The following is a 26,983-nucleotide window of genomic DNA, read 5'->3' as shown; positions in this document are numbered from 1 at the left end:
GGATCAGGCGACCTGGCGGCCGGGGCGGCGGACGGATGCCCCGCCCTTGGCGCGCGCCAGGGTCTCGGTGAGGTCTCGCAGCGCCGTGGCCGTCATGGGCGCGGCGAAGACATAGCCCTGCACGAGGTCGGCGCAGCCGTGCTTGTTGAGGAGCGCGAGTTGCTCGCGGGTCTCCACGCCTTCGATGACGATGCGCAGGCCGAGCTCGCGCGACAGGTTGACCGTCCCGCGCAGGAGCTGGAAGCGGCGGGAATCCTCGCAGATGTTGCGCACGAAGGAGCGGTCGATCTTGACGAGGTCGAGCGGGAGCTGGTCGAGATAGCTGAGGCTCGAATAGCCGGTGCCGAAATCGTCGATGGCGATCGTGATGCCGCGGGCGCGCAGCTCCTGCAGGATCGTGCGCACCTTGACGGGCTCCTCCATCAGGCAGCTTTCGGTCACCTCGAGATGCAGGCGATGCGCCTCCAGGCCGGACGCCTCCAGCGCCTCGGCGACGAGCGTGACGAGCGCGGTGTCGCGCAGGTCCTGCACCGAGAGGTTGACGGAGACGCTCATGTGGGCGGGCCAGGTCGCGCAGTCGGCGCAGGCGCGGTGGATCATGAAGCGGGTGATCGACGAGACGATGCCCATCTCCTCGGCGACGCGGATGAAGACCTCCGGCGAGACGGGACCGCGCTCGGGATGGACCCAGCGCGACAGCGCCTCGCAGCATTCGATGCGCGAGCCGTCCGGCAGGAACATCGGCTGGTAGGCGACGGAGAGCGCATTGGCGGCGAGCGCCTCGCGCAACTCCTCCTTAAGCTTCTGCCGGTCGACGTAGCGTGCGTCCATCTCCTGCTCGAACAGGGTGAAGCCGCCCTTGGCGCGCGACTTCGTCTCGAAGAGGGCGAGGTCGGCGCGGATCTGCATGTCCTCGAGGCGGAACTCCCCGCTCGGCACCGTGACGGCGCCGACGCTGAAGGAGACCTGCAGGTTGGTGCCGTCGACGTCGTAGGTGCCGCGAAGCTGCTCGTGGAAGCGCCGCATGCGCGCCTCCAGGTCGCGCCGGTTCGCCTCGTTGGGGAAGAACAGCATGAACTCGTCGCCCATGAGATGGGCCGCGATCGCCTTGTCGCCCGCCATCCGGCGGATGCGCTCGGCGATGGCGCAGAGCAGCCGGTCGCCGGTGATGTGTCCGCGCATGTCGTTGACATGCTTGAAGTCGTCGACGTCGAGCACCATGAAGCCGACGGTGCCGGGCTTGCGCCGCTCGGCGAGCGCGGCCTGGACGATCTCGGCGAACCAGGTGCGGTTCGGCAGGCCGGTCAGCGTGTCGTAGCGCACCATGTGCAGGATCTTGTTCTCGGCGCGCACCCGCGCGGTCACGTCTTCGAAGATCAGCACGGCGCCGCCGTTTTCCCGCGTGGAGGCGGTGAATTCGAGATAGAGCGCGTCCGTCACCTGCACCAGCGCACGCGAGCGCTCGCCCTTCAGGAGCTCGTCGAGCTGGCGCAGGATCGCCCGGCTCTGCTCGGCGTCGAGGAAGGTGTTGCGCACGCCGAAGCGCAGCACCACGTCGAGGTGGCAATCCTTCAGCCGCTCCTGGTTGCCGAGGTGCAGCAGCTCGCAGGCGCGGCGGTTGGCGACGAGGATGCGCTGGTCCGCGTCCAGCATGAACAGGCCGTGCGGCATGTTGTTGAGCGCCGTGTCGAACCGCTCGGCGATGGTGGCGATCTCGCGCGCGGCGAGCACGTTCTTGTAGAGGAAGGCGCGCACGCCGTTCGCCATCATCCGCGTCGTCAGGATGAAGGGCAGGATCAGCACCGCGAGGACCGCATGGTAGAAGTCCTGCAGGGCCAGGAAGCCGAACACCATGGGAATGCAGGCCGACAGCGTGATGTAGTCCACCGCCCGGCGCGAGCCGTAGTTGCGGCCGACGACAGAGACCATCGTCGCCAGCGTCACGGAGATGCAGGCGAGCTCCGCGAAGCTGTCGCGGCTGACGAGCAGGCTGTAGCCGCAGGCCGAGCCCAGCACGAGCGTCGTGCCGACCGCCCCGAGATTGTAGCGGTTCTCCCAGACGCGGATGCCGTCCATGTCGAGCGTGGCGGTGTCGACCCGGTCGAAGCAGCGCATGCCGTAGGCGCGGAGCGACCAGACGAGCACGACGAGCGCACTGCAGACGAGGAAGAAGGGATCGTCGGTCTTCGCGTAGACGAAGGAGAACGTGATCACATGCGAAAGCATGCCCACGAAAAGGGTCTGCCGATTCCCATAGAGCGAGCTGACGAACGACAGGTACACGTCGGCCGGCAGTCCATTTTGACCCTTATCCCTCATGGACTCGGTACTCCCTTTGACAAGCGAGCGATACCGGCCAAAATTTAATGAATGATTTCGGGCGATTACCGAATAACATGGGGAATTTCCATGTATTGCGGCCGCCCGAAACGGCCTTGTCGCGGCGTTTTCAACCCCATATTGCGCAATTTCGCGCAGAAGACGAAAGATTCAACCATGCATAGCCCGCACGCGCAACTTCCTTAGCCGCGGGCGACACAGTATTGCGCGCGACAGGATGCAGAATTTACAATCCGCAATCGGCGTTTGTGGCCGCTTGGTTAACGCCGTTCTTACGAAACGGAGCTAATCCGAGCGGGTCACGATAGGGCGCGTTATCCTTCCGGGGGCGCCGGCCGTCATTTCGCCGGAAAGATGGGAATTGACTACCGGCAGGTTTGATATCAAATCCCCATTTGATATTTCTTTTCCGGAGACCGTCATGTCAAAACCCGTCGTCGCCATCCCGGCCGATATCCGGGAGATCGAAGGCAATGTCTGGCACGCCACGCCGAACCAGTACGTGCGCGCCGCCGTCAAGGGCGCGGACGTCCTCGTCTTCCTGGTGCCGGCGCTGGAGACGGGCAACGACGTCGACGGCATCCTCGACCATGTCGACGGGCTGCTGGTGAGCGGCTCGCGCACCAACGTGCATCCCTCGCTCTACGGCCGAGAGGCGACGGAGGCGGACGGCCCGTTCGACCGGGCGCGCGACGCCACCAGCCTGCCGCTCATCCGCCGCGCGCTGGAGCGCGGCATCCCGCTTCTCGCCATCTGCCGCGGCATCCAGGAGCTGAACGTCGCCCTCGGCGGCACGCTCGCCAACGAGATCCACGAGCAGCCCGGCATGTGGGACCACCGCAAGCCGGACACGCCGGTGCTCGACGAGGCCTATGGCATCCGCCAGAAGGTGATCGTCAGGGAGGGGACGTGCCTCGCCTCCGTGCTCGGCGCGGGCGACATCCAGGTCAACTCGCTGCACCGGCAGGCGATCTCGCGCGCCGCGCCCAACCTGGCGGTCGAGGCCGTCGCGGAGGACGGCACGATCGAGGCCGTTTCCGTGATCGGCGCGAAGGCCTTCGCGGTCGGCGTGCAGTGGCATCCGGAATATTGGGTCGGCTCCGACCAGCCGTCGAACCGGCTGTTCGCCGCCTTCGGCGACGCCGTGCGCGCCTATGCGGCGGCGAAGCAGGCGGTCGCGCAACGCTCCGCCGCGGAATGAGCGGCCGCCGGGGCACCGCGCCTCCGCCAGAATAAAGGCGCCTAGTCGGCCACCATCAGCGTCACCATCGCTTCCGACGGCTCCACCGCCTCGTAGGCAAGGCCGTCGCCGTCGACCACGGTGATGATCGCCTCGCCCTGCGCGTCGGCAAGGTCGATCGTGCCGTCGCCGTTGTTGATCCAGGTATGCGCCCGCGACAGGCCCGGCCAGACGGCCTCGCAATCCGCCTCCGCGGTGAATCGCTCGCTGCGGTTGGAGATCTTGCCGCCCCGCTCGGCCAGGCAGGCCGCACCGGCCGAGACGTTGGAGATCGTGTAGCTGCGCGCGCCGGCATGGACCGGCACCGAATGGGAGACGACCGGATCGACGCCCGCCTCCTCGTGCCCGGTGAGCGACCAGGCTCCGACGGAAACGACGCCGGCCAGGGCGGCAACGATCAGCGTCTTCATGGGGGCCTCTCCTTCGCGACACGACTCGATGACGGAATCATGCGCCTGCAAGCTTGCCGAAGGGTTAACGAAGGCTTTCCGCGGCAGGCCCTGCCCGGCGCATGACCGGCGTCTCCGGCACCGGCGTCAGTGCCGCGCCGCGCTCGAACCAGGCGACGAGATTGTCCGCCACCAGGTCGGCCATCGCGTTCCGTGTGACGACCGAGGCGGAGGCGACATGCGGCGTGAGCGTCATGTTGGGAAGGTCGAGGAAGGCCGGCGGCACGTTGGGCTCGTCGTGGAAGACGTCGAGGCCGGCGGCGGCGATGGTGCCGTCCGCAAGTGCGGCGGCGAGCGCCTCGTCGTCCACCGTCCAGCCGCGCCCGACATTGATCAGCACGCCGTTCGGCCCGAGCGCGCGCAGGATACGGGCATCGACCGTCCGGTGGGTCTCCGCCGTCTTCGGCACGATGGCGATCAGGATGTCGACCGCCGCCGCCAGTTCCTCGAGCGACGGGTAGTAGAGATAGGGCACGTCCTCGCGCCGGCGGCGGGTATGATAGGCGACGGGGATGCCGAAGCCCTTCAGGCGACTGGCGATCGCCATGCCGATGCGGCCAAGCCCGTAGATTCCGGCGCGGCGGCCGCGCAGGCTGAGCGGGCTCAGCGGAAAGGCACCCTCGCCGACCCAGCGCCCCTCGCGCAGCCACGCCTCGGCCTGCGGCAGCCGGCGCACCGTGTTGATCAGCAGCCCGATGGCGGCATCCGCCACCTCGTCGTTCAGCACGTCCGGCGTGTTGGTGACGACAATGCCGCGCGCGGCGGCCGCCGTGACGTCGACGCCGTCATAGCCGACACCGAAGCTCGCGATCATTTCCAGGGCCGGCAGGCGCTCGATCAGCGCCGCGCCGAAGGTGCCGGACACGGCCGCGCCGGCGATCGCCGCCGCATCCTCCGGCGAGAGCAGCGCGGGGTCGTCGCGCTCGATGCGCACGACCGTGAACCGCTCGTTCAGCCGGTCGACGACGCGCTCGCGGATCACGCCGGGCACGAGGATACGGACCTTTTCCGTCATGGCGGGCCTCCTTGTCGGGATCAGTCGTCGGAATGCGGCTTCAGCGGCCCGGTCGACTGCCGGATGCGCATCTCGGGCTTGATGAGGTGGATGCCGTCCGGCTCGTGGCTGCCCGAGAGCTTGTCGAGCAGCGCGCGGGCGGCACTTCGTCCGACCTCGGACTGGCCGTTCCAGACGGTGGTGAGCGCGGGCGTGGCGATCGCCGCCTCCTCCAGGTCGTCGTAGCCGGTGACGGAGACGTCGCGGCCGGGCACGAGGCCGGCGCGCGCGATGCCGTTCATCAGGCCGATGGCGACGAGGTCGTTCCAGCAGACGGCGGCCGTCGGCTTCTGCGGCAGCGACAGGAAATGCACCGCCGCCTCGAAGCCGCCCTGCTTGGAGCGTGGCCCCGGGATGCGCAGCGCCGGATCGACCTCGATATTGGCCTTGCGCAGCGCGTTGACATAGCCCTGGTAGCGGTCGCGGCCGGTCGACGTCTGGTCGGTGCCGCCGACCATGGCGATGACCCGGTGGCCGAGCCCGATCAGGTGGTTGGTGGCGAGCGAGATGCCGTAGGTGTCGTCGCCGCGGAAGATCGGCACGTCCAGCCCCTCGATGGAGCGGGCGATCAGGATCGCCGGCATGCCGTTGTCCTCGGCGAGGCGGATGTCCTCCGGCGGCGTGCCGATCGCCGGCGACATGATGACGCCGTCGCCGCCGAGCTGCAGCAGCGTCTCGACGAAATTGCGCTGCTTCTCGACCGAGTCGTAATGGTTGGAGAGGATGAAGGTCTGGCGGTCGCGGTCGAGCTCGCTCTCGATCGCCTTGAGGATCTCCGCATAGAACGGGTTCATGATGTCGTGCACGACGACGCCGATGATGCCCGAGCGCGAGGTCCTGAGGCTGGCCGCGCGGCGGTTGTAGATATAGCCGAGCGAACGCGCCTGCTCCTTGATGCGCTCGCGGGTCGACGCCGCCACCAGCGGACTGTCCCGGAGCGCAAGCGAGACCGTCGCCGTGGAGACGCCGAGCGTCTCCGCGATGGTCGATAGCTTGATCTTCTGTGCCACGTTTCCTCCCGACGAAGCCCGTTTAAAACCGTTTATTTAAACAGTTTAAATCTCGTCGGCAACTGCCTTTCCGCCGTTGCGCGGACCGTCGGGCAGATTCGCGTGCAGGTTCTCGTCCATCGCGCGCAGGAGCTTCAGCAGCGTGCGGACGTCCTTCTCGCTCAGCCCCTCGGCGGCCTGCCGCTCGCTCGTCCGGCCGGCCTCGGCGATCGCATCGAGCGAGGCGCGTCCGGCCTCGGTGAGATGCACGACCGTCAGCCGCCCGTCGTCGCCGTCGGGCCGGCGCTCGACGAAGCCCTGCGCCTCCAGCCGGCCGATGGTGCGCGTCATGGTCGGTGCCTTGACGCCGAGCCGCGCGGCGAGTGCGCCCGCCGTCAGCCCGTCCGCCTCGGCGAGCGCGAGGATGACGCCGTCCTGCCCGGCATAGAGGCCGGTCGCCAGCAGGTTGCGGGAGAGCACCGTGCGCATCGAGCGGGCGGCGTTGATGACGGCGCTCGCAAGGCCGGCGCCGTTCGAGGCCTCGCGCGACTTCTTCTTGCCCTTCTTGCCGTCCTTGTTCTTCTTGCCCATCGGTCCGCCTCCCTTGCATCGCGGGGACGGCCCTGTATGACAGAGGACGAAGGCCGGCGGCAAGGGAGGATCGGACGATGGCGCACCCGCACATTCGATGGGCCGACAACGACCCGGCGCCCGATCCGGCCGGGCGGGCCGACTGGATCGCCGTCCTGCCGCTCGGCGCGCACGAGGACCACGGCCCCCACCTGCCGCTCGAGACCGACACGCTGATCGCCGAAGGCATCGCCGCGCGGCTGATCGCCGTGCTGCCGGCGCACCTGCCCGTCACGTTCCTGCCCGCCGAGCCGGTCGGCTATTCGCCCGAGCATCTCGACGTGCCCGGCACCCGCTCGCTGGGCTATGCCGAGGCGGTGGAGCGCTGGCTCGGCATCGCGGAAGAGCTTGCCGGGCTCGGCATCCGCAAGTTCGTCATGCTCAACGCCCATGGCGGCAATTCCCCGCTGATGACGATCGTCGCGACGGAAGCGCGCGTGCGCTTCGGCATGCTCGCCGTGGCCACGAGCTGGACGCGCTTCGGCCAGCCGGACGGCTGGATCGCGCCCGAGGACAGGGCGATCGACATCCACGGCGGCGACATCGAGACCTCGGCGATGCTGGCGCTTCATCCCGAGCGCGTCGACATGGCCCGCGCCGAGCGCTTCGGCTCGCGGCAGGCGGAATTCTCCGCCCGCTTCGCACATCTGAGGGCCTACGGCCCGCACGCCTTCGGCTGGAAGATGTCCGACCTCAACCCGAAGGGCGTGGCAGGCGACGCAAGTGCCGCGACGGCGGAGAAGGGCGAGCGGCTGATCGCCCACGCCGTGCGCGGCCTCGTCGCGCTTCTTGAAGACGTGGCGACCTTCGACATGGAGCTGTTCCGGCGGAATTGAGCGCGGGCATATTTGCGCTCCCCCGTGCGATCTCCTATATCAGGCGCAACGGATTCCGACACGCCCGAGGCTCCCATGACCGACACCGCCGCGCAGAAACCCATTCCCGTCACCGTGCTCACCGGCTATCTCGGCGCCGGCAAGACGACGCTGCTCAACCGCATCCTCACCGGCAACCACGGCAAGAAATACGCCGTCATCGTCAACGAGTTCGGCGAGATCGGCATCGACAACGACCTCATCGTCGAATCCGACGAGGAGATTTACGAGATGAACAACGGCTGCATCTGCTGCACCGTGCGCGGCGACCTGATCCGCGTCGTCGAAGGCCTGATGCGCCGCCCCGGCCGCTTCGACGCCATCGTCGTCGAGACGACGGGCCTCGCCGATCCGGTCCCCGTCGCCCAGACCTTCTTCATGGACGACGACGTGCGCGCCCGCACCGAGCTCGACGCCGTCGTGGCGCTGGTCGACGCAAAGCACCTGCCGCTGCGCCTCAAGGACAGCCGCGAGGCCGAGGACCAGATCGCCTTCGCCGACGTCGTGCTCGTCAACAAGACCGACCTCGTGACGCCGGAGGAACTGGCCAAGGTCGAGGCGACCGTGCGCGCCATCAACCCGTCCGCCCGCATCCACCGCACCACCCGCTCCGACATCGATCTGACGAAAGTGCTCGACCAGGGGGCGTTCAATCTCGATCGCGCCCTGGAAAACGATCCGCATTTCCTCGACCACGACCATCCCGACCACGTCTGCGGTCCGGATTGCGACCACGACCATCACCACCATGATCATGACCACCATCATCACGATCATGACCATCATCACCACGACCACGACCACGATCACCATCACGACCACGGCCCCTCGCCGATCCACGACGTGACGGTGCAGTCGATCTCGCTGCGCGGCGGCGAGATGAACCCGGACCGCTTCTTCCCGTGGATCCAGAAGATCACCCAGACGGACGGCCCGAACATCCTGCGCCTCAAAGGCATCATCGCCTTTGCCGGCGACGACGAGCGCTATGTCGTCCAAGGCGTGCACATGATCGTCGAGGGCGACCATCAGCGCGCCTGGAAGGAGGGCGAGAAACGCGAAAGCCGCCTCGTCTTCATCGGCCGCGACCTCGACCGCGAGAAGATCGAGCGCACCTTCAAGGCGTGTGAAGTGCAGCCTCACTGATGCCGACAGTCGCTCCTCTCGATCTCGACGGCCATGTGCTCTCGGCCGCCTTCCTCGGCGACGTGCCCTTCTTCGCCGCCTCTTCCGGCGAGATTCACCGCCTCGACCACGGCCACAAGGTGACTGTGGCCCATGACGGCCTGCTCGCCGCGGTCCGCGACGAGGCGAACGACACGCTCGTCACCGGCGGCGAGGACGGCCGCGTGCTTCGGATCTCCGGCGACGGCACGGTCGCGGAACTGGCGCAGGTGCCGCGCAAGTGGATCTCCGTGGTCGCCGCCGGCCCGCAGGGCGCAGTCGCCTTCGCCGAGGGCCGCACCAGCCGCGTGCGGCTTGCCGACGGCACGATCAGGGAATTTCCCGAGACGCGCACGGTGGAGGGCATCGCCTTCGCGCCGAAGGGGTTGCGCATCGGCGTTTCCCGCTACAACGGCGTGTCGATGCACTGGGTGGCGATGGCAGCGGCGCCGGTCGACCTCGAATGGAAGGGCGCGCACAACGCCGTCACCTTCTCGCCGGACGGCCGCTTCGTCGTCACCAGCATGCAGGAGAACGCGCTGCACGGCTGGAAGCTCGACACCAAGCCGGGCGCGGAGACTCGCCACATGCGCATGACCGGCTATCCCGCCAAGGTGAAGTCGCTCTCCTGGTCGGTGAAGGGCAAGTGGCTCGCCTCCTCCGGTGCGCCGGCCGCCATCGTCTGGCCCTTCTCCTCGAAGGACGGGCCGATGGGCAAGCCGCCGCTGGAGCTCGGCACCCGCGCCGACGTGATGGTGACGGCCGTCGCCTGTCATCCCGCCGAGGACGTCGTCGCCATCGGCTATTCCGACGGCATGGTGCTCGCCGCCCGCTTCGCCGACAGCCGCGAGGTCTTGCTGCGCCGCCCCGGCAAGGGCGCGATCACGTCGATCGCCTGGAGCCGCAACGGCCGCCTCGCCGCCTTCGCCAGCGAGGCCGGCGACTGCGGCGTGATCGACATCGCAGGATAGCTCACCATTCGAGTTCGAGATGGGGCCGGCCGTTCGAGGTTTTCGCGGCCGACCGTCCCGTCTCGTCCACGGTGCCGATGACGCGCTGGCGGAAGGCGGAAAAGCTCTCGAAGGTCACCACATCGACCGGCGTGTCGAAATGCAGGGTCATGCGGTAGCGCCGCGGCTCGCCGGCCAGGACCTGCACGCCCAGCACCTCGGCATCGAAGGGCTGGCCGAGATAATGGCCGCGCACGCGTGCGCCAAGAGCCCACGGATCGAAGGCCGGGCGGTTGCCGGCCGCCGCGTGCAGCGTGTTCCAGTCGCGGAAGCCGTATTGCGCGGCAACGAGCTCCAGCGCGCGCGAATGGGAAACCGGCTCACCGTCGCCGGCAAAGCGGCTGCGCAGGCGCTTCGCCTGTTCTTTCAGGGCATCGAGGGATGGAAGGGGCGTCGATGAACGCATGTCGAGTCTCCATTGTCCGCATGCGTCGTTTCGGAGGGAGCCCGCATTGCCGCCGGTTCGCATGCCTGAAGCGTGGAAGACCGATCGTTCGTTCGAAGGAGAGACTTCACCAAAGCTTGCGCTCGCGGACGGCAGGGGCTCTCACCCTGCCGGCCTGATAGCGCAAAGACCCCGGCAAGTCAAACGAGGGGCTCAGGCCGCCTTGCGCGGGCCGGCCGCGATCCGCCGGCGGCCGCTCGGCACCAGCACGCCGGCGGCATCGGCAAGCCAGCCCTCCTTCAGCTCCAGCGCGAGGAAGCGGCGACGCTCGAAGGGACCGGGCATGACGAGATGCCGCGCCTTCTCGGCGAAGAAGCCGAAGCGCTCGTAATATTCCGGATCGCCGACGAGAAGGACCGCGCCATGGCCGCGGTCGCGCGCCTCGGCGAGTGCTGCGCGCATCAGCGCGCCGCCGATGCCTAGGCCCTCATGCTCCGGAGCGACCGCGAGCGGGCCGAGCAGCAGCGCCGGCGCGCCCTCGCCGTCACCGTCGACGCCGGCCTCGACGTCCCAGAGCCGCACCGTGCCGATGACGTGGCCGGCCGCATCGCGCGCGACGAGCGCCAGCCCTTCGGCCGGCATGCGGCCGCGGCGCAGCTTCTCCGAGGATTTCTTGAAACGCCCCTCGCCCATGGCGCGGTCGAGCAGGCGCTCGCGGGCGAGCACGTCACCGGCGTTCTCCCGGTCGACGAGGAAGGAGCGGACAGGATCGAGGACAGCGGCCATCACGGCCTCCCATGCTCAAAACCGTTTCAGACGGTACGGAAAGGATCGGTGGATGTGCGCTCCCGCCGAGATGCAGGGTTATTGCGTGTGGATATGGCCCCTCATCCGGCCTGCCGGCCACCGTCTCCCCGCAAGCGGGGAGAAGGAAATGCGCCGCACCGCTTTTCCCGAAGCGGTTCCATTTCGTCGGGCAGGTCCCCTCTCCCCGCTTGCGGGGAGAGGGTTAGGGTGAGGGGCAAAAGCCATGGGCGACAACCTTGCGTCCCAACGGGAGCGCTTGACGTCAGATGACGTAGGCCTTCAGCGGCTCGAAGCCGTTGAAAGCGACGGCCGAGTAGGTCGTCGTATAGGCGCCGGTGCCCTCGATCAGCACCTCGTCGCCGATCGAAAGGGTGATCGGCAGCGGGTACATGTTCTTCTCGTAGAGCACGTCGGCCGAATCGCAGGTGGGACCCGCGAGCACGCAGGGCTCCATCGCGTCGTCGTCGCGCGCCGTGCGGATCGGGTAGCGGATCGCCTCGTCCATCGTCTCGGCCAGACCGCCGAACTTGCCGATGTCGAGGAAGACCCAGCGATGCGCATCGTTGTCCGACTTCTTCGAGACGAGGACGACCTCCGCCTTGATCACGCCGGCATTGCCGACCATGCCGCGGCCCGGCTCGATGATCGTCTCCGGGATCTGGTTGCCGAAGTGCTTCTTCAGCGCGCCGAAGATCGCCTGGCCGTAGGCTTCCGCCGTCGGCACGTCCTTCAGGTACTTCGCCGGGAAGCCGCCGCCCATGTTGACCATCTTCAGCGTGATGCCCTGCTTGGCAAGCGACACGAAGACGCGCTTGGCGTCGGCGAGCGCCGAATCCCAGGCATCGACCTTCGTCATCTGCGAGCCGACATGGAACGAGACGCCGTGGGAGGCAAGACCGAGCTGGTGGGCGTAGACGAGCACGTCGACGGCCATCTGCGGCACGCAGCCGAACTTGCGCGACAGTGGCCATTCCGCCCCCTCGCCGTCCGTCAGCACGCGGCAGAAGACGCGGGCGCCGGGGGCGGCACGGGCGATCTTCTCGACTTCCTCGTGACTGTCGACGGCGAAGAGTGTCACGCCGAGCGCATGCGCACGCGCAATGTCGCGCTCCTTCTTGATCGTATTGCCGAAGGAGATGCGGGCGGGCGTCGCACCGGCGTCGAGCGCCATCTCGATTTCCGCGACGGAGGCGCAATCGAAGCTGGAGCCGAGGCTCGCGAGGAGCCGCAGGATCTCCGGCGCCGGGTTGGCCTTGACGGCATAGTAGATGGCGCTGTCGGGCAGCGCGTGGCGGAAGGCCTTGAAATTGTCGCGCACGACATCGAGGTCGACCACGAGGCACGGGCCGTCGGGACGTCGGGTGGCGAGAAAGTCGATGATGCGAGCGGTGGTCATCCCAATATTCCCCATATCCAGGTTGCTCCGGAAACCCGGAGGACAAAGGGCATATGCGGACACGCGCCGGAACCAGCCGGTGGAGACACCGGAACCGGGCATGCGCATGATGCGCGAACGATGGAACGACGCCTGCCAGGGCTTCGATCCGGCTTTGTCTGCCATGGATTGGTTGGGAAGACCCGACCGCACGTCCGGCAATGAAGGTGTGCCTCTTCAGTAACCCCGGCTGATGGAAAGCCGGCAGAGACCAGAAAGGCCCGCACCGTCGTTGCTTCAAGGTGTCCTCGCATTTCCCGGTTGGCCGGGATAGCGACTGGAGCGGTTAGGTCCAGGTACCTTACCGATGATCCTCACCAAATCGAGGGTCGGCGGACACCCACAGGCACGTGCGACTTTGGGCAGGGGTGAGATAGGGAGATTCCCTGTCGCAATCAAGAGGTTTTTTGCCCGCCGCCCTTGAAAATTATGCCCCGGCCACGACATTCGCAAAACGCGGCCGCAGAGCCGGCACTGCAAGACGAGTGGGGACATATGGACACGCTGACCCGCATCCGCGCCTTCATCGACGTGGTCGATGCCGAGGGATTTTCGGCCGCCTCGCGCAAGACCGGCCGGTCGAAGGCGCTGCTGTCCAAATACGTGCGCGAACTGGAGGACGAGCTCGGCACGCTGCTGCTCAACCGCACCACCCGCCAGTTCTCCATGACCGAGGCCGGCCACACCTACTACCGCACCGCCGCCGACATCCTCAAGGAGATCGATAACCTCGCCGACCTCGTGCGCGAGAACAATGCCGATCTCCGCGGCAAGCTGAAGATCTCCGCGCCGCGCACCTTCGTCGATGCCGACATCGGCCAGTCGCTGATCGATTTCGGCAAGGAGCATCCGGAGCTGTCGCTGGAGATCGTCGCGGAGGACCGCTTCGTCGACCTGGTCGAGGAGGGTTTCGACGTGGCGATCCGCATCACCCGGCTTGAGGATTCCGCCCTCATCGCGCGAAAGCTCTGCGACTTCCACCTGAAGATCTGCGCCGCCCCCGCCTTCCTCGAACGCGCCGGGCCGGTCACGCATCCGGGCGACCTCTCGCGCCTGCCCTGCATCATCGACACCAACGGCAAGTCCTACAACAACTGGCGCTTCGTCGACGGCAAGGGCGCGGGGTTCAGCGTGCCGGTCAGCGGCCATATCGAGGTCAACAGCCCGATGGCCTCGCTGCGGGCGGCCGCAAGCGGACTCGGCATCGCCCAGGTGCCGGCCTTCATCGCCCGTACCCATCTCGAATCGGGCGCGCTCGTCTCGGTGCTGGAGGATTTCCTGCCGTCCGACCGCGGCATCTACGCGATCTATCCGCACCGGCGCTACCTGCCGGCGAAGGTGCGCACCTTCGTCGATTTCCTCTCGGCCTGGTTCCGCCGCAATGCCGGCGTCGAGGGGTGAGAAGTCCCAATTCCGACCCATTTGCGTTTCATGCCATCCGACGAACCGAACGCCGCGCCGAAAGACGAAGCCCCATGAGACCGCTCTCCCTTCTCCTTGCCGGCATCGCGCTCGCCACACCCGCCGCGGCGGCGGCCCATCCGCACATCTTCGCCGAGGCGCGGCTGGAGGTGGTGGCGGGCGCGGACGGCACGGTGAGCGAGCTGCGCAACGTCTGGCGCTTCGACGAGATGTTCTCGGCGAGCGTGGTGATGGACTTCGATGCCAACGGCAACGCGACGCTCGATCCCGAGGAACTGGCCGAGGTCGGCCAGACCGTGCTCGAATCGCTGGAGGAATACAGCTACTACACGACCCTCACCGAGGACGGGAGGACCGTGAAGGTCGCCAAGCCCGAGGCGATTAACGTCGATTTCAAGGACGGGCAGCTCCTGATGTTCTTCACGCTGAAGCCTGGCGAGGCGATGCCGCTGAAGGGCCGGCTCAGCTTCGGCGTCTACGACCCGACCATGTATGCGGCGATGGACTTCGCCTCCGACGACGACCTCGTCACCGTCGGCGAGAAATTCACCGCCTGCACGCGCAAGGTCGTCCGCCCCGACCCGGACGAGGTGCTGGCCCAGAACCAGGACAAGCTGACCGAGGCCTTCTTCGACGACCCCGCCGGCACCGACATGTCCAAGCTCTTCGCCACGCGGCTGGAAGTGACATGCTGATGAATGGGTTCAAGGCAATTCCCCTCATCCGCCTGCCGGCACCTTCTCCCCGAGGGGAGAAGGGATATGCGGCGCTGACGGCATTCCCCTTCTCCCCTCGGGGAGAAGGTGGCCCGAAGGGCCGGATGAGGGGGGCGTCCCCCATCCTCCTCATCGCGCTCGCCCTCACCCTCGCCGCGACCGTCGCCCATGCGCAGTCGCCACTCGGCATCGGCACTGCTGAGCCGGGCTTCAGCACGACCGGCGTGTTCGGCGGCCTCTTCTCCTGGATCAACGCGCAGCAGCAGGGCTTCTACCGGCTGATGACCGGCGCGCTGAAGGAGATGCGCGAAAGCCCCGCCGCCGCCTCGACGCTCGTGGCGCTCGCCTTCGCCTACGGCGTCTTCCACGCCGCCGGCCCCGGCCACGGCAAGGCGGTGATCTCCTCCTACATGCTGGCGAACGAGGTGGAGCTGAAGCGCGGCGTGGCGCTCTCCTTCCTCTCCGCGCTGCTGCAGGGCGTCGTCGCCATCCTGCTCGTCGGCGCGGCCTATCTGTTCCTGCGCGGCACCACCGTCTCGATGACCGACGCCACCCGCGCGCTGGAGATTGCGAGCTACGGCCTGATCGCCCTCTTCGGCGCCTGGCTGCTCTTCCGCAAGCTCCGCCCCGCGCCGGCGGCAAGCGGGCATGAAGACCATGGTCACGATCACCATCATCACCACGCGGCGGGCGAAGTCTGCGCCACCTGCGGCCATGCCCATGCGCCGGATCCGGCGATGCTCCGCGGCAAGCGCTTCTCGCTCGGCGAGGCCTGGTCGGCCATCGTCGCGGTGGGCCTGCGCCCCTGCTCGGGCGCGCTGATCGTGCTGTCCTTCGCGCTTCTGAACGGCCTTTATCTCGGCGGCGTGCTCGCCGTCCTCGCCATGTCGGTCGGCACCGCCATCACCGTCTCCGTGCTTGCCACACTCGCCGTCACCGCGAAGGGCGCGGCCGTGCGCTTCGCCGGCGAAGGGGCCGCCGCGGCACGGGTCGGCACGGTCATCGAGATCGCCGGGGCAGCGCTTGTCATGCTGCTCGGTCTCCTGCTGCTCGGCGCGGCCTTGCAGGCCTAGCGTCGGCGCTGGTAGCGGGCGCGCAGCCAGAAGACGAGGAAGAAGCCGAGGACCATCAGCGTTCCGAAGACGCCGGCAAGCCAGGGCGAGACGTCGCCGAGCGCCACCATGATGCGCGGCAGGAAATAGAAGACGAGCCCCGTGCCGAGCAGGATCGTCAGGGCGGCGAGCGCGGCCGAGCGGCCGCTGCGGTCCGGTGCGCCGCTCATGCCGAGTCCTCCCCGGCGATCTCGGCGCGGATGTCTTCGAGCCGCCGCTTCTGCCGGCCCTCCGCGTCGAAATTCTCCGGCGCCAGCCACGCCTCGAACGCCTTTCCGATCACCGGCCATTCGCCGTCGATGATCGAGAACCAGGCCGTGTCGCGGTTCTCGCCCTTCGACAGCATGTGCTGGCGGAAGATGCCCTCGAAGGTGAAGCCGAGGCGGGCGGCGGTGCGCTTGCTCGCCGCGTTGCCGTCGTGGCACTTCCACTCGTAGCGTCGATAGCCGAGATCCTCGAAGACATGCTTCGCCAGCAGATACTGCGCCTCGGTGGAGAGCGGCGAGCGCGCCATGCCGGGGCCGTGGGCGATGCCGCCGATCTCGACCACGCCGTTTACGGGGTCCGGCCGCATGTAATGCGCCATGCCGACCGGCCGGCCATCTGCCTTGTCGACGATGACCTCGCGCACCCAGCCGGACTTGATGACCGATTCCGACCAGGCGTCGAAATCCGCGACGCCGGAAAAGTCGGGCTGGGTGAAATAGCGCAGCAGCGGATTGATCGCCGTGCCGCCGAAGGCATCCCAGAGTGCCTGGAGATGCCGTTCGCGATCGTAGGGTTCGAGACGCACGTGGCGGCCTTCGAGCGTTACGGGCGCCGGCGGCGGGCAGCCCTTCCAGTCTTTGAGATCGCGCATGGACAATCCTTCCCTCTCACGGCGTGCGGAAGGCATAGAACAGGCGCCCCGGCCGCGCAATCGGCAAAGCGGCGGTCAGACCTTCGCCGCCGAGACCGTCGCCTCGATATGGTCGACCAGCGAATCCGGCAGGCCGAGCCGGCCGGCGACGAGGTCGAGATAGCCGCGCTCGGCCCGCGTCTTCGGCTCGATGGCGAGCCGCGAGGCGGTGTAGAGCTCGACCTTCTGCTCCTCGCTCGCAGCGGCCGCGACGATGGCGTCGAGATCGACCGGGTTCGCCAGCTCCTTCTCCAGGAAGTCGGCGGCGTCCGCGGCAAGGCCCGAAACCTTCAGCCTGTCGAGGATGCGCACGCGCTCGGCCGCGTCGATATGGCCGTCGGCGCGGGCGGCGGCGATCATGGCGCGCACGAGGACCAGCGCGAAATCGGCGCTGACGGCTTCGGGGTGGAAGCCGGAATCGACGGGCGGCGGCAGGAGTTCGGGCGTGCCGGCCTCGGCCGTCTCGGCCGGGTTCTGGCCGGCGCGGTAGTTCTTGTAGGCCTGGTAGCCGAGGCCGGCGATGGCGGCGAGGCTGCCGAGCTTCAGCGCCGAGCCCGCGACCTTGCGGCCGCCGTCGGTGCCGAGCAGCACGCCGGCGATGGCGATGGTGGCAAGCGGATTGTCCTTGGCAAGCTGGCCGACCTGCTCGGCGCGGCCGCGCACGGTCCCTCCCGCACCCGGCACCTGCGAACCGAGGAACTGGTCAAGCAACTTCTTCGCGTCAAACATCGGGCGTCTCCGTTTCTCCTGCCGACTGCAGGGCAAGATAGGAACGCGCTCGGCCAATTACAAACGCCGCCTTCACCTCCCCGTCGAGGCCAGCTCAGCCCTTCAGCGCCGCCGCTTCCGCCGCGAGCTTCGTGATGCCGGCCCAGTCGCCCCTGGCGACGAGGTCCTTCGGCGCGACCCAGGAGCCGCCGACGCACACCACGTTCGGCAGCGACAGGTAGTCGCGCGCATTGGCAAGCGAGATGCCGCCGGTCGGGCAGAACAGCGTGCCCGCGAGCGGCGAGGAGAGCGCCTTGAGATAGGCGGCGCCCCCCGCCTGCTCGGCCGGGAAGAACTTCATGACCTCGTAGCCCTCCTCGCGCAGGCCCATCGCCTCGCTCGCCGTCGCCGCCCCCGGCAGGAGCGGCACGTCGCTGTCGGCGGCCGCGTCGATCAGCTCCTGCGTCGTGCCGGGGCTGACGACGAACTGCGAGCCCGCCTCCACCGCCGCTTCGTACTGCGCCGCGTTGAGGATCGTGCCGGCCCCGGCGACGGCGCCCTCGACCTCGTCCGCCACCGCGCGGATCGCCTCGAGCGCGGCCGGCGTGCGCAGCGTGATCTCGATCGCCTTGAGGCCGCCGGCGACCAGCGCGCGGGCGAGCGGCACGGCCGAGGCCGCGTCGTCGACGATCAGCACCGGCACCACCGGCTGCAACTTGAGGACGGAAAGGAGTCTTGCGTTCTTCTCGCTCATGGCTCGGCCTTTAAAACGATTGAAATCGGGTCCGGAATACAGGCTCCGCGTCACTCTGTCGAGCCCAAAGCGGAAAGCCTCGTCTTGTCACGGCGAGCTTATCGTGTAGTCTCCCCCTGCCCAAGCCCTTCCCGCGAGCGAAAGCGACCCGATGGCGAAAGAAATCGAGCGGAAGTTCCTGGTGTCCGACCGGCGCTGGCGCGCGCTTGCGGACGAGGGCGTGGCGATCCGCCAGGCCTATGTCGTCGCCCAGGAGGACCGCTCGCTGCGCGTGCGCCTCTATGGCGACGGGCGGGCGCGGCTGACGCTGAAGGTCGGCCATGCCGCGCTGGTGCGCGACGAGTACGAATTCGAGATCGACCATGCCGAGGCCGAGGACATGCTGCGCCACCGCGTCGGCAACGTCATCGAGAAGGTGCGCTACAAGGTGCCCTTCGGCCGGCATCTCTGGGAGATCGACGTCTATGGCGGCGTCCATCGCGGCCTGGTGATCGCCGAGGTCGAGCTCGCCTCGATCCACGACGAGCCGGAGATGCCGAACTGGGTCGGCCGCGAGGTCACCGGCGAGAGCCGCTATTCCAACCAGGCGATGGCCTTCGGGACGGGCGAGAGCGCCGGCCTGCACAGGCTCGCCTGAGCCGGGCGGATTGCCTCGTCCGCATTGCCTCGAAAGCGGCGACGCGGTATGGGACGGCCATGACCGACATCCCTTGCCCTAACGACGGCTTCCTCGTCGCCGCGCTCTATCATTTCGTCGCGATCCCGCGTTTTGCCGAGCTGCGCGCACCGCTGCAGGCGCTGTGCGAGACGAGCGGCGTGCGCGGCACGCTGCTGCTTGCCCACGAGGGCATCAACGGCACCATAGCCGGGCCGGACGCCGGCATCGCCGCCGTCATCGCCTTCCTGCGCGCCCAGCCGGAATTTGCCGGGCTGGAGCACAAGGAGAGCCGCGCGGAAAAAATGCCCTTCCTGCGCATGAAGGTGCGGCTCAAGAAGGAGATCGTCACCATGGGCATCGAGGACATCGACCCCACGCGCTCCGTCGGCACCTACGTGGCGCCGGCCGACTGGAACGCGCTGATCTCCGACCCCGACACGATCGTCATCGACACGCGCAACGACTACGAGACGGCAATCGGCATGTTCCGCGGCGCCGTCGACCCCAGGACGAAGACCTTCCGCGAGTTCCCCGGCTGGGTGCGGCGGAACGCCGGGCTCCACAACAAGCCGAAGATCGCCATGTACTGCACCGGCGGCATCCGCTGCGAGAAGGCGACGGCCTTCATGAAGGCGGAGGGCTTCGACGAGGTCTACCACCTCAAGGGCGGCATCCTGAAATACCTGGAAGAGGTGCCGGCGGAGGAGAGCCTGTGGGACGGCGCCTGCTTCGTCTTCGACGAGCGGGTCTCCGTCGAGCACGGGCTCGTCGAGGGCGAGCACCGCCTCTGCCGCGCCTGCCGCCACCCGCTGACCGCGGAGGAGATCCGCTCTCCCCTCTTCGAGCCCGGCGTCTCCTGTCCCCATTGCCACGCCGCCCGCAGCGACGAGGACCGCCTGCGCTTCCGCGAGCGGCAGAAGCAGATGGACCTCGCGCGGAAGCGCGGGGAACGGCATCTGGGGAAGTAGGACCGGGGATTTCCGCCCCTCATCCGCCTGCCGGCACCTTCTCCCCGCAAGCGGGGAGAAGGAGAAAAACGGCAAAGGTTTCCTGAAATCGGGAAACCGGTTCGGCACACCCCTTTTCCCTGCTTGCGGGGAGAAGGCCGCGGCAGCGGGATGAGGGGCAGTGCCCTACCCCGCCCTATGGTTGCCCTTCGGGAACTCGCCGGCGAGCGCGGCATACCATTGCCCGCTCTTCTTCACCGTTCGCACCTGCGTCGCATAGTCGACGTGCACGAGGCCGAAGCGCATCCTGTAGCCTTCCGCCCATTCGAAATTGTCCATCAGGCTCCAGGCGAAATAGCCGCGCATGCCATAGCCTTCCGCAATCAGGTCGGCCGTGACGTCGAGATGGGCGGCGACGTAGTCGAGGCGCGGCTGGTCGTCGACCGCGCCGTCCTCGACCTCCATGTTGTAGCAGGCGCCGTTCTCCGTGATGTAGCACTCCGGCAGGTCGTAGGCGGCATTGAGCCTGCGGATGAGGTCGCCGAGCGCCGGCGCGTTGATCTCCCAGCCGATGTCGGTCCTGTCCGCCGCCGCCCGCGGCACGTCGACGGCGGCCGGGAAGACGGCCTCGGCAGACGGATCGGCGGAAAGCCGCATCGGCGTGTAGTAGTTGAGGCCCCACCAGTCGAGCGGCTGGGAGATCGTCTCCATGTCGCCGGGCTGGATCGCCGGCAGGCGGTGGCCGAGCGCCGAGAGGAAGCGTTCGGGATATTCGCCCTTGAAGACCGGGCCGAAGAAGACGCCGTTGTGAAAATCGAAGGCGCGCTCCGCCGCCGCCCTGTCCTCGGCGCTGTCGCTTGCGGGATAGATCTGGTGCGCGTTGAGCACGAGGCCGACCGGCAGGTCCGCCCGCTCCGCCCGTACGGCGGCGACGCCGAGCCCGTGGGCGAGATTGGTGACGTGGAGCGCATGGAGTGCTGCATCCATGTTGCGCTCGCCCGGCGCGTGGATACCGTAGAGATGGCTGAGCCAGACCGAGCACCACGGCTCGTTGAAGGTGGCGATCGAATCGAGCCGGTCGCCGAGGCGGGCGACGGCGGTGCGCGCATAGCGCTGGAAGGCATAGGCCGTCTGCCGTGCCGTCCAGCCGCCGTCGCCGGACAGCATCAGCGGCAGGTCCCAATGATAGAGCGTGGCGAAGGCCTTGATGCCGCGCGCCTTCAGGCCGTCGACGAGCCGGTCGTAGAAGTCGAGGCCCTTCTCGTTCACCGCGCCGGTGCCTTCGGGAATGATCCGCGGCCAGGCGATCGAGAAGCGGTAGGCCGAGACGCCGAGCGACCGGATGAGGTCGAGGTCATCCTCCAGCCGGTTGTAATGGTCGCAGGCGATGTCGCCGTTGTGCCGGCCGTGGACGCGGCCCGGCATATTGGAGAAGGCATCCCAGATGGAGGGCTTGCGGCCGTCGGCCTTCGAAGCCCCCTCGATCTGGAAGGCGGCGGTCGCCACGCCGAACACGAAATCGCCGGGAAAACGCGCGGCGAGCACCTTGGGATCCATTGTCATATCGTCCGTCTGTCAGGGAAACTGCAACGTTGCAGTAAGGATGCGGACGGAAATGTCAACCGTCATTTCGCCCAATAGCCGCGAAGCGGACACGGAAAGGGCCCGCCGGAACGGCGAGCCCGTGAGCGACCCCACAGGGAGGGTATCTCAGACCTTGACCCAGGCGCCGTTGCGCTTCGAGGACTGCACGCAGGCGTCGACGAAGAGCATGCCCTTGAGGCCGTCGTCCACGGTCGGGTAGAGGACGGCCGAGTCGACCGCCACGCCCTTGCGCCTGGCGTGGATCGCGCGCGCGGCCTCGCTGTAGATGTTGGCGAAGCCTTCGAGATAGCCCTCCGGATGGCCGGACGGCACGCGGCTGACGCGGGCGGCGGCGGCGCTCGCCCCGGCGCCGTTGCGGGTGATGAGCCGCTTCGGCTCGCCGAAGGGCGTGTACCAGAGGTAGTTCGGGTCGGCCTGCACCCATTCGAGGCTGCCCTTCGTGCCGTAGACGCGCACCTTGAGGCCGTTCTCGTGGCCCGGCGCCACCTGGCTGCACCAGAGCAGGCCCTTGGCCCGCACGCCGTCGCGCTCCTTGAAGCGCATCATCACATGGGCGTTGTCGTCGACGCGGCGGCCGGGCACGAAGCTGTCGAGATCGGCCGACAGTTCCGCAAGCTCGAGGCCGGAGACGAAGCAGCCGAGATTGTAGGCGTGGGTGCCGATGTCGCCCGTCGAGCCGCCGGCGCCCGTCTTCGACGGGTCGGTGCGCCAGGCCGCCTGCTTCTGGCCGGAGGATTCGATGTCTTCCGTCAGCCAGTCCTGCGGGTATTCCATCTGCACGATGCGGATCGCGCCGAGGTCGCCGTTCAGCACCATCTCGCGCGCCTGGCGGACCATCGGATAGCCGGTATAGTTGTGGGTGAGCACGAACAGCGCGTCGCTCTCGTCGGCGAGCTTCTTCAGCTTGCGCGCGTCGGCGAGCGTCGAGGTCAGCGGCTTGTCGCAGATGACGTGGATGCCGCGCTTCAGGAACTCCTTCGCCGCCTCGTAATGCACGTGGTTGGGCGTGACGATCGCCACCGCCTCGATGCCGTTCTTCAGCTTCGCCTCGCGGATCGCCATCTCCTTGAAGCCGCCGTAGCTGCGCGACGGATCGAGCCCGAGGTCGCGCGCCGATTGCAGCGCCTTTTCCGGCGAGGAGGAAAGGGCGCCGGCCACCAGCTCGAACTGGTCGTCGAGCCGGGCGGCGATGCGGTGGACGCCACCGATGAAGGCGCCCGTCCCGCCGCCGACCATGCCGAGCCTGATACGCGCCTCGCGGGCGCCGCCCGCGCTTCCTTCGATTGCCATCGTGTTTTCTCCCTGAACGTCTGTCGTGGCCCGGCGACGGGCCTCAAAGCCCCAGCATGCGCCGGTTCGCGGCCTCGTCCGTGCCGGCGTCGGCGAAGTCGTCGAAGGCCTTGTCCGTGACGCGGATGATATGCGCCTTGACGAACTCGGCACCCTCGCGCGCGCCGTCTTCCGGGTGCTTCAGCGCGCATTCCCACTCGACCACGGCCCAGCCGGAAAAGTCGTTGGCGGCCATCTTGGAGAAGACCGCGCCGAAATCCACCTGCCCGTCGCCCAGCGAGCGGAAGCGGCCGGCCCGGTTCACCCAGCCCTGGAATCCGCCGTAGACGCCCTGCCGGCCGGTCGGGTTGAACTCCGCGTCCTTCACATGGAACATGCGGATGCGGTCCCTGTAGATGTCGATATTGTCGAGATAGTCGAGGCACTGCAGCACGTAATGCGACGGGTCGTAGAGCATGCAGGCGCGGGCGTGGTTGCCGGTGCGCTCCAGGAACATCTCGTAGGTGATGCCGTCGTGCAGGTCCTCGCCCGGATGGATCTCGTAGCAGACGTCGACGCCGCAGTCCTCCGCGTGGTCGAGGATCGGCTTCCAGCGGCGTGCGAGTTCGTCGAAGGCCGTCTCGACGAGGCCCGCCGGGCGCTGCGGCCAGGGATAGACGAAAGGCCAGGCGAGCGCGCCGGAAAAGCTCGCCATCGCGTCGAGGCCGAGGTTCCTCGAGGCGGTGAGCGCGAGCTTCACCTGCTCGACCGCCCAGGCCTGCCGCGCCTTCGGGTTGCCGCGGACCTCCGGGGCGGCGAAGCCGTCGAAGGCCTCGTCATAGGCGGGATGCACGGCGACGAGCTGTCCCTGGAGATGGGTGGAGAGCTCGGTGATCTCGACGCCGTTGTCGCGCGCCCGGCCGGCGAGATCGTCGCAATAGGCCTTCGATTCCGCGGCCTTCTTCAGGTCGATCAGACGGCCGTCCCAGGTCGGGACCTGCACGCCCCTGTAGCCGATGTCGGCGGCCCACTTGGTAATCGAATCCCAGGAATTGAACGGTGCGGCGTCGCCGGCGAACTGGGCGAGGAACAGGCCCGGACCCTTGATCGTCTTCATCTCTCGGCTTTCTCCCTAGCGCCGGCCGCTCTCCCCGGCCGGTCGTCGTATCCCGTACCTGCGGTACGTACTGCAACGATGCGGACCGTACCGGCCTTTGTCTGGACGGGCAATCCGATTCCTCGGGAGACGCGAAAAAATCCGGGCAAACGCGAAGGGGCGGAGGCCTGTCGCCCCCGCCCCTTCGCGGTGTCGTCTGCAGGCCGCCGTGTCAGGCGCGGCGGCGCGCGGCCGGCGCCCGCACGGCCCGTTCGCTGCGGGCGGCCGAGACCGTGAAGCGGTCGACCAGCGTCTTCAGCGACGCGCTGATCTGCATCAGGTTGTGCGTCGCCGCGTTGGTCTCCTCGACCATGGCCGCGTTCTGCTGGGTCATCTGGTCCATGGTGCCGACGGAGGTGTTGATCTCGGCGATGCCGGCCGACTGCTCGCGCGCCGAGCTGGCGATCGCGTCGATATGGGCGTTGATGTGGATCACCTGCTCGCCGATGTGATGCAGCGCCTCGCCGGTCTTGTTGACGAGCGACACGCCGAGCAGCACGTCCGAGAAGGACTTGTCGATGAGCGTCTTGATCTCCTTGGCGGCCTCGGCGGATTTCTGCGCGAGCTCGCGCACCTCCTGCGCCACGACGGCGAAGCCCTTGCCGGCCTCGCCCGCCCGCGCCGCCTCGACGCCGGCGTTGAGCGCGAGCAGGTTGGTCTGGAAGGAGATCTGGTCGATCACGCCGATGATCTGGGTGATCTTGCGCGAGGAATCCTCGATCGCGCCCATGGCGGTCACGGCCTGCTCGACCACCTCGCCGGAACGTTTCGCCTCTTCGGTGGCGCTGCCGACGACGCGGCGCGCCTCCTCCGCCCGCTGGGCGGCCTCGTGGGAGATCGTCGTGATCTCCTCGACGGCGGCGGCCGTCTCCTCGAGCGAAGCGGCCTGCTGCTCGGTGCGCCGGGCCATGTCGTCGGTGGCGTGCACCAGCTCGCCGGCATCGCCCGCGGCATCCTCGGCCGCCACGACGATGGAACCGAGCGTCGAGTCCAGCCGCTCGATCGCGGTGTTGAAATTGCTCTTGAGCCGGTCGAACTGCGGGGCGAGCGGCTGGGTGATCGCCGCCGTCAGGTCGCCCTCGGCGAGCCGGTTGAGCGAGGCGTCGAGCGCGGCCAGCGCCTCCTCCTGCTCGGCGTTGAGCGCCTGGCGCTCGGCCTCGGCCTTCTCCCGCTCCTGCTGCAGGGCTTCGAGATAGACGGAGATCGCATAGTCCATGTCGACCATCGCCGCCTTGAGGATGGCCGAGACCTCCTCGCCGAGCACGGCCGCCTTCCGGCGGTGGAGGAGGCCGTCGAGATGCTTGTCGATGACCGCCCGGACGATCGCCTCCATGACCAGCGCGTAGCCGCCGATGTACCAGCGCGGCTCCAGGCCGAGGCGGGCGTGGGTCTTGCCGATCGTCGTCACCGCATCGACGTACTGTGCGTCGAAGCGGGCCGAGGCGATCAGTTCCCAATGCTTGACCTGCCGGCCCTTGGCACCCTGGATATGCGATTCGTTCGCGAAGAAACGCGCCGTCTCGGGATGGGCGCGGACCTTGCGGTAGAAGGCGTCGAGCGCGCCGTCCAGCGAGGCGGAGATGGTGGGATAGGCTTGCTTGAGCGCCCCGCGCTGCTTCTCGTCGAGATTGACGAAGTGGAGGCGCTCCTGGAGTTGCTGTGTCTTGGTATCCTGCGCTGACATCGGGATTCCTTAGTGTGCGGCTGGATGTGGAACCACCGTCGGCCTTCGCTTCCGGCATGTAGCGATTTTTTGCATGAAATAGTAAAAAAACACTATAGAGCGCCACTTTCGCCATGTATTTCCAGACAAAAGAGGCCGGAATGAAGAGAAATGGCATGGCGCAACTGGATTTGTACGCTACCGTACACAATCACGCCTCAATCGGAGATAGTCCTTCCCTAACGTGAGGCGTTGCACACATGTATAGAATCGGGCAGCACCAGAGGAATCACCGCGAACAGGGCAAATGGAAAGGGCGCCGCGAGGGCGCCCTGTCGCATTGTCCGCCTCGAAGAACCGTTCAGACGTAGCGGTTGACGATGTTCTCCAGGAACTCCTGCCTGCCCGAGCGCGGCTTCGGATTGATGCCTGCGGAGAGCACGCGGGCTTCCAGTTCCTCCAGCGACGAACCGCCCTTGAGGATCTTCTCTGCCTCCGGCGTGCGCCAGCCGGCGTAGCGCTCGGCGAGCGGGCCGGAGAGCGCCTTGTCCTCGAGCATCCGCGCCGCCGCCTTCAGGCCGCGCGCGCAGCAGTCCATGCCGCCGATATGGCCGATCAGCAGGTCCTCCGGATCGATCGACTGGCGGCGCAGCTTCGCATCGAAATTCGTGCCGCCGGTGGTGAAGCCGCCGCCGGCGAGGACCTGGTAATAGGCGAGCGCCATTTCCGGCACGTTGTTGGGAAACTGGTCGGTGTCCCAGCCCGACTGGTAGTCGTTGCGGTTCATGTCGATCGAGCCGAAGATGCCGAGCGCGTTGGCGAGCGCCAGCTCGTGCTCGAAGGAATGGCCGGCCAAAATCGCGTGGCCCTGCTCGATGTTGAGCTTCACCTCGTTCTCCAGCCCGTAGCGCCTGAGGAAGCCGTAGACGGTCGCGACGTCGTAGTCGTACTGGTGCTTGGTCGGCTCCTGCGGCTTCGGCTCGATCAGGATCGCGCCCTTGAAGCCGATCTTGTGCTTGTATTCCACCACCATGTTGACGAAGCGGCCGAGCTGGTCGAGCTCCTGGCCGATATCGGTGTTGAGCAGCGTCTCGTAGCCCTCGCGGCCGCCCCACAGCACGTAGTTGTCGCCGCCGAGGCGATGGGTGGCGTCGATGCAGGTCTTCACCGTCGCCGCCGCGAAGGCGAAGACGTCCGGGTCCGGATTGGTGGCCGCACCGCCCATGTAGCGGCGGTTGGAGAAGAGGTTCGCCGTGCCCCAGAGCAGCTTCACGCCGGTCGCGGCCTGCTTCTCGGCGAAGTAATCGACGACGGCGTTGAGATTCTTCGTGTTCTCGGCGAAGTCGCGGCCCTCGGGCCGGACGTCCGCGTCGTGGAAGCAGTAGAAGGGCACGCCGAGGAGCTGGAAGAACTCGAAGGCGACGTCGGCCTTGAGCTTCGCGGCGTCGAGCGTGTCGGAAAACCAGGGCCGCTCGAAGGTCTGCCCGCCGAAGGGGTCGCCGCCGGGCCAGACGAAGGTGTGCCAGTAGGCGACGGCGAAGCGCAGGTGGTCCTCCATGCGCTTGCCGAGCACGATCTCGTCGGGGTTGTAGTGGCGGAAGGCGAGCGGATTGGTGCTGTCCGGTCCCTCGTAGCGGATTTCGGGCGTGTCGCCGAAGAAGCCTGTGCTCATGTGGATGTCTCCCTGGATGGCGTTT

The 26,983-nt window shown here is 67.6% G+C and carries 26 protein-coding genes; 9 read left to right on the top strand and 17 right to left on the bottom strand.

Annotation, left to right across the window (positions count from 1 at the left end):
* Window positions 1-3: 3 nt before the first annotated feature.
* Window positions 4-2,319, bottom strand: a complete 2,316-nt coding sequence (locus NNZ72_RS02290) for a putative bifunctional diguanylate cyclase/phosphodiesterase (RefSeq protein ID WP_257312064.1) — start codon at window positions 2,317-2,319, stop codon at window positions 4-6.
* Between the two features lie 442 nt (window positions 2,320-2,761).
* Between NNZ72_RS02290 and NNZ72_RS02285 the strand changes: the two genes are divergently transcribed.
* On the top strand, window positions 2,762-3,541 hold the full coding sequence (locus tag NNZ72_RS02285) for a gamma-glutamyl-gamma-aminobutyrate hydrolase family protein (protein WP_257312062.1): 780 nt from the start codon (window positions 2,762-2,764) through the stop codon (window positions 3,539-3,541).
* A gap of 41 nt (window positions 3,542-3,582) precedes the next feature.
* On the opposite strand, the gene NNZ72_RS02280 is transcribed toward NNZ72_RS02285, so the two are convergent.
* From NNZ72_RS02280 to NNZ72_RS02265, 4 genes are all read right to left on the bottom strand, one after another.
* On the bottom strand, window positions 3,583-3,990 hold the full coding sequence (locus NNZ72_RS02280) for a hypothetical protein (protein ID WP_257312060.1): 408 nt from the start codon (window positions 3,988-3,990) through the stop codon (window positions 3,583-3,585).
* A gap of 64 nt (window positions 3,991-4,054) precedes the next feature.
* The gene (locus NNZ72_RS02275) at window positions 4,055-5,044 is read right to left on the bottom strand and encodes a 2-hydroxyacid dehydrogenase (RefSeq protein ID WP_257312058.1); all 990 of its coding nucleotides are present in this window, start codon (window positions 5,042-5,044) and stop codon (window positions 4,055-4,057) included.
* Window positions 5,045-5,064: 20 nt separating this feature from the next.
* Window positions 5,065-6,093 carry a LacI family DNA-binding transcriptional regulator gene (locus NNZ72_RS02270; RefSeq protein ID WP_257312056.1) on the bottom strand — a complete coding sequence of 343 codons (1,029 nt, stop codon included), beginning with the start codon at window positions 6,091-6,093 and terminating at the stop codon, window positions 5,065-5,067.
* 45 nt (window positions 6,094-6,138) lie between these two features.
* Window positions 6,139-6,663, bottom strand: coding sequence for a MarR family winged helix-turn-helix transcriptional regulator (locus tag NNZ72_RS02265; protein ID WP_257312055.1), 525 nt, complete (start codon window positions 6,661-6,663; stop codon window positions 6,139-6,141).
* A 77-nt stretch (window positions 6,664-6,740) separates the two neighbouring features.
* Here NNZ72_RS02265 and NNZ72_RS02260 point away from each other — a divergent pair, with 77 nt between their 5' ends.
* The 3 genes from NNZ72_RS02260 (at window position 6,741) to NNZ72_RS02250 (ending at window position 9,712) form a co-directional block, all read left to right on the top strand.
* Window positions 6,741-7,538, top strand: coding sequence for a creatininase family protein (locus NNZ72_RS02260; RefSeq protein ID WP_257312052.1), 798 nt, complete (start codon window positions 6,741-6,743; stop codon window positions 7,536-7,538).
* A gap of 75 nt (window positions 7,539-7,613) precedes the next feature.
* On the top strand, window positions 7,614-8,723 hold the full coding sequence (locus tag NNZ72_RS02255; protein ID WP_257312049.1) for a CobW family GTP-binding protein: 1,110 nt from the start codon (window positions 7,614-7,616) through the stop codon (window positions 8,721-8,723).
* Complete coding sequence (locus tag NNZ72_RS02250; RefSeq protein WP_257312046.1) at window positions 8,723-9,712, top strand: WD40 repeat domain-containing protein; 990 nt, start codon at window positions 8,723-8,725, stop codon at window positions 9,710-9,712. The genes NNZ72_RS02255 and NNZ72_RS02250 overlap by 1 nt, the downstream gene beginning before the upstream one ends.
* A gap of 1 nt (window position 9,713) precedes the next feature.
* On the opposite strand, the gene NNZ72_RS02245 is transcribed toward NNZ72_RS02250, so the two are convergent.
* The 3 genes from NNZ72_RS02245 to odc2 form a co-directional block, all read right to left on the bottom strand.
* Window positions 9,714-10,157, bottom strand: coding sequence for a glyoxalase superfamily protein (locus NNZ72_RS02245; protein ID WP_257312044.1), 444 nt, complete (start codon window positions 10,155-10,157; stop codon window positions 9,714-9,716).
* A 192-nt stretch (window positions 10,158-10,349) separates the two neighbouring features.
* Complete coding sequence (locus tag NNZ72_RS02240) at window positions 10,350-10,922, bottom strand: GNAT family N-acetyltransferase (protein WP_257312042.1); 573 nt, start codon at window positions 10,920-10,922, stop codon at window positions 10,350-10,352.
* A gap of 283 nt (window positions 10,923-11,205) precedes the next feature.
* Window positions 11,206-12,339, bottom strand: a complete 1,134-nt coding sequence (odc2, locus tag NNZ72_RS02235; RefSeq protein ID WP_257312039.1) for an ornithine/lysine decarboxylase — start codon at window positions 12,337-12,339, stop codon at window positions 11,206-11,208.
* A gap of 534 nt (window positions 12,340-12,873) precedes the next feature.
* Between odc2 and NNZ72_RS02230 the strand changes: the two genes are divergently transcribed.
* The 3 genes from NNZ72_RS02230 (at window position 12,874) to NNZ72_RS02220 (ending at window position 15,589) form a co-directional block, all read left to right on the top strand.
* Entirely contained in the window at window positions 12,874-13,779 is a 906-nt protein-coding gene (locus tag NNZ72_RS02230) for a LysR family transcriptional regulator (RefSeq protein WP_257312038.1), read from the top strand.
* Window positions 13,780-13,853: 74 nt separating this feature from the next.
* On the top strand, window positions 13,854-14,495 hold the full coding sequence (locus tag NNZ72_RS02225) for a DUF1007 family protein (protein WP_257312035.1): 642 nt from the start codon (window positions 13,854-13,856) through the stop codon (window positions 14,493-14,495).
* A 125-nt stretch (window positions 14,496-14,620) separates the two neighbouring features.
* Window positions 14,621-15,589: a nickel/cobalt transporter gene (locus NNZ72_RS02220; RefSeq protein WP_257312033.1), complete on the top strand. Its 969-nt coding sequence runs from the start codon at window positions 14,621-14,623 to the stop codon at window positions 15,587-15,589.
* Here the strand turns inward: NNZ72_RS02220 and NNZ72_RS02215 are convergent.
* From NNZ72_RS02215 to NNZ72_RS02200, 4 genes are all read right to left on the bottom strand, one after another.
* On the bottom strand, window positions 15,586-15,798 hold the full coding sequence (locus NNZ72_RS02215) for a hypothetical protein (RefSeq protein WP_257312031.1): 213 nt from the start codon (window positions 15,796-15,798) through the stop codon (window positions 15,586-15,588). The genes NNZ72_RS02220 and NNZ72_RS02215 overlap by 4 nt on opposite strands.
* The gene (locus tag NNZ72_RS02210) at window positions 15,795-16,487 is read right to left on the bottom strand and encodes a GNAT family N-acetyltransferase (RefSeq protein ID WP_257312027.1); all 693 of its coding nucleotides are present in this window, start codon (window positions 16,485-16,487) and stop codon (window positions 15,795-15,797) included. Before NNZ72_RS02210 ends, NNZ72_RS02215 begins: the two co-directional genes overlap by 4 nt.
* Before the next feature lie 75 nt (window positions 16,488-16,562).
* A complete protein-coding gene (locus tag NNZ72_RS02205; RefSeq protein WP_257312026.1) occupies window positions 16,563-17,255 on the bottom strand; it encodes a tellurite resistance TerB family protein in 693 nt (230 codons plus the stop codon).
* A gap of 94 nt (window positions 17,256-17,349) precedes the next feature.
* Window positions 17,350-17,988, bottom strand: coding sequence for a 2-dehydro-3-deoxy-phosphogluconate aldolase (locus tag NNZ72_RS02200; protein ID WP_257312023.1), 639 nt, complete (start codon window positions 17,986-17,988; stop codon window positions 17,350-17,352).
* A 151-nt stretch (window positions 17,989-18,139) separates the two neighbouring features.
* Between NNZ72_RS02200 and NNZ72_RS02195 the strand changes: the two genes are divergently transcribed.
* Entirely contained in the window at window positions 18,140-18,625 is a 486-nt protein-coding gene (locus tag NNZ72_RS02195) for a CYTH domain-containing protein (protein ID WP_257312021.1), read from the top strand.
* Window positions 18,626-18,684: 59 nt separating this feature from the next.
* Entirely contained in the window at window positions 18,685-19,614 is a 930-nt protein-coding gene (trhO, locus tag NNZ72_RS02190) for an oxygen-dependent tRNA uridine(34) hydroxylase TrhO (RefSeq protein ID WP_257312018.1), read from the top strand.
* Window positions 19,615-19,779: 165 nt separating this feature from the next.
* Here trhO and NNZ72_RS02185 read toward each other — a convergent pair whose 3' ends face one another.
* The 5 genes from NNZ72_RS02185 to xylA all read right to left on the bottom strand — a co-directional run bounded on the left by NNZ72_RS02185 (window position 19,780) and on the right by xylA (window position 26,958).
* Window positions 19,780-21,156: a GH1 family beta-glucosidase gene (locus NNZ72_RS02185; RefSeq protein WP_257312015.1), complete on the bottom strand. Its 1,377-nt coding sequence runs from the start codon at window positions 21,154-21,156 to the stop codon at window positions 19,780-19,782.
* Between the two features lie 147 nt (window positions 21,157-21,303).
* A complete protein-coding gene (locus tag NNZ72_RS02180; protein ID WP_257312012.1) occupies window positions 21,304-22,488 on the bottom strand; it encodes a Gfo/Idh/MocA family protein in 1,185 nt (394 codons plus the stop codon).
* Window positions 22,489-22,531: 43 nt separating this feature from the next.
* Window positions 22,532-23,584: a sugar phosphate isomerase/epimerase family protein gene (locus NNZ72_RS02175; RefSeq protein WP_257312009.1), complete on the bottom strand. Its 1,053-nt coding sequence runs from the start codon at window positions 23,582-23,584 to the stop codon at window positions 22,532-22,534.
* Window positions 23,585-23,795: 211 nt separating this feature from the next.
* On the bottom strand, window positions 23,796-25,307 hold the full coding sequence (locus NNZ72_RS02170) for a methyl-accepting chemotaxis protein (protein WP_257312007.1): 1,512 nt from the start codon (window positions 25,305-25,307) through the stop codon (window positions 23,796-23,798).
* 340 nt (window positions 25,308-25,647) lie between these two features.
* Window positions 25,648-26,958 (bottom strand): xylose isomerase, encoded by a 1,311-nt coding sequence (gene xylA / locus NNZ72_RS02165; RefSeq protein WP_257312005.1) that lies wholly within the window; start codon window positions 26,956-26,958, stop codon window positions 25,648-25,650.
* Between the last annotated feature and the right edge of the window lie 25 nt (window positions 26,959-26,983).

Origin of the sequence: Shinella pollutisoli, from assembly GCF_024609765.1 — a bacterium.
In the GTDB taxonomy this organism is placed as follows: Bacteria; Pseudomonadota; Alphaproteobacteria; order Rhizobiales; family Rhizobiaceae; genus Shinella; species Shinella pollutisoli.
This window is presented reverse-complemented; position numbering and strand designations above follow the sequence as displayed.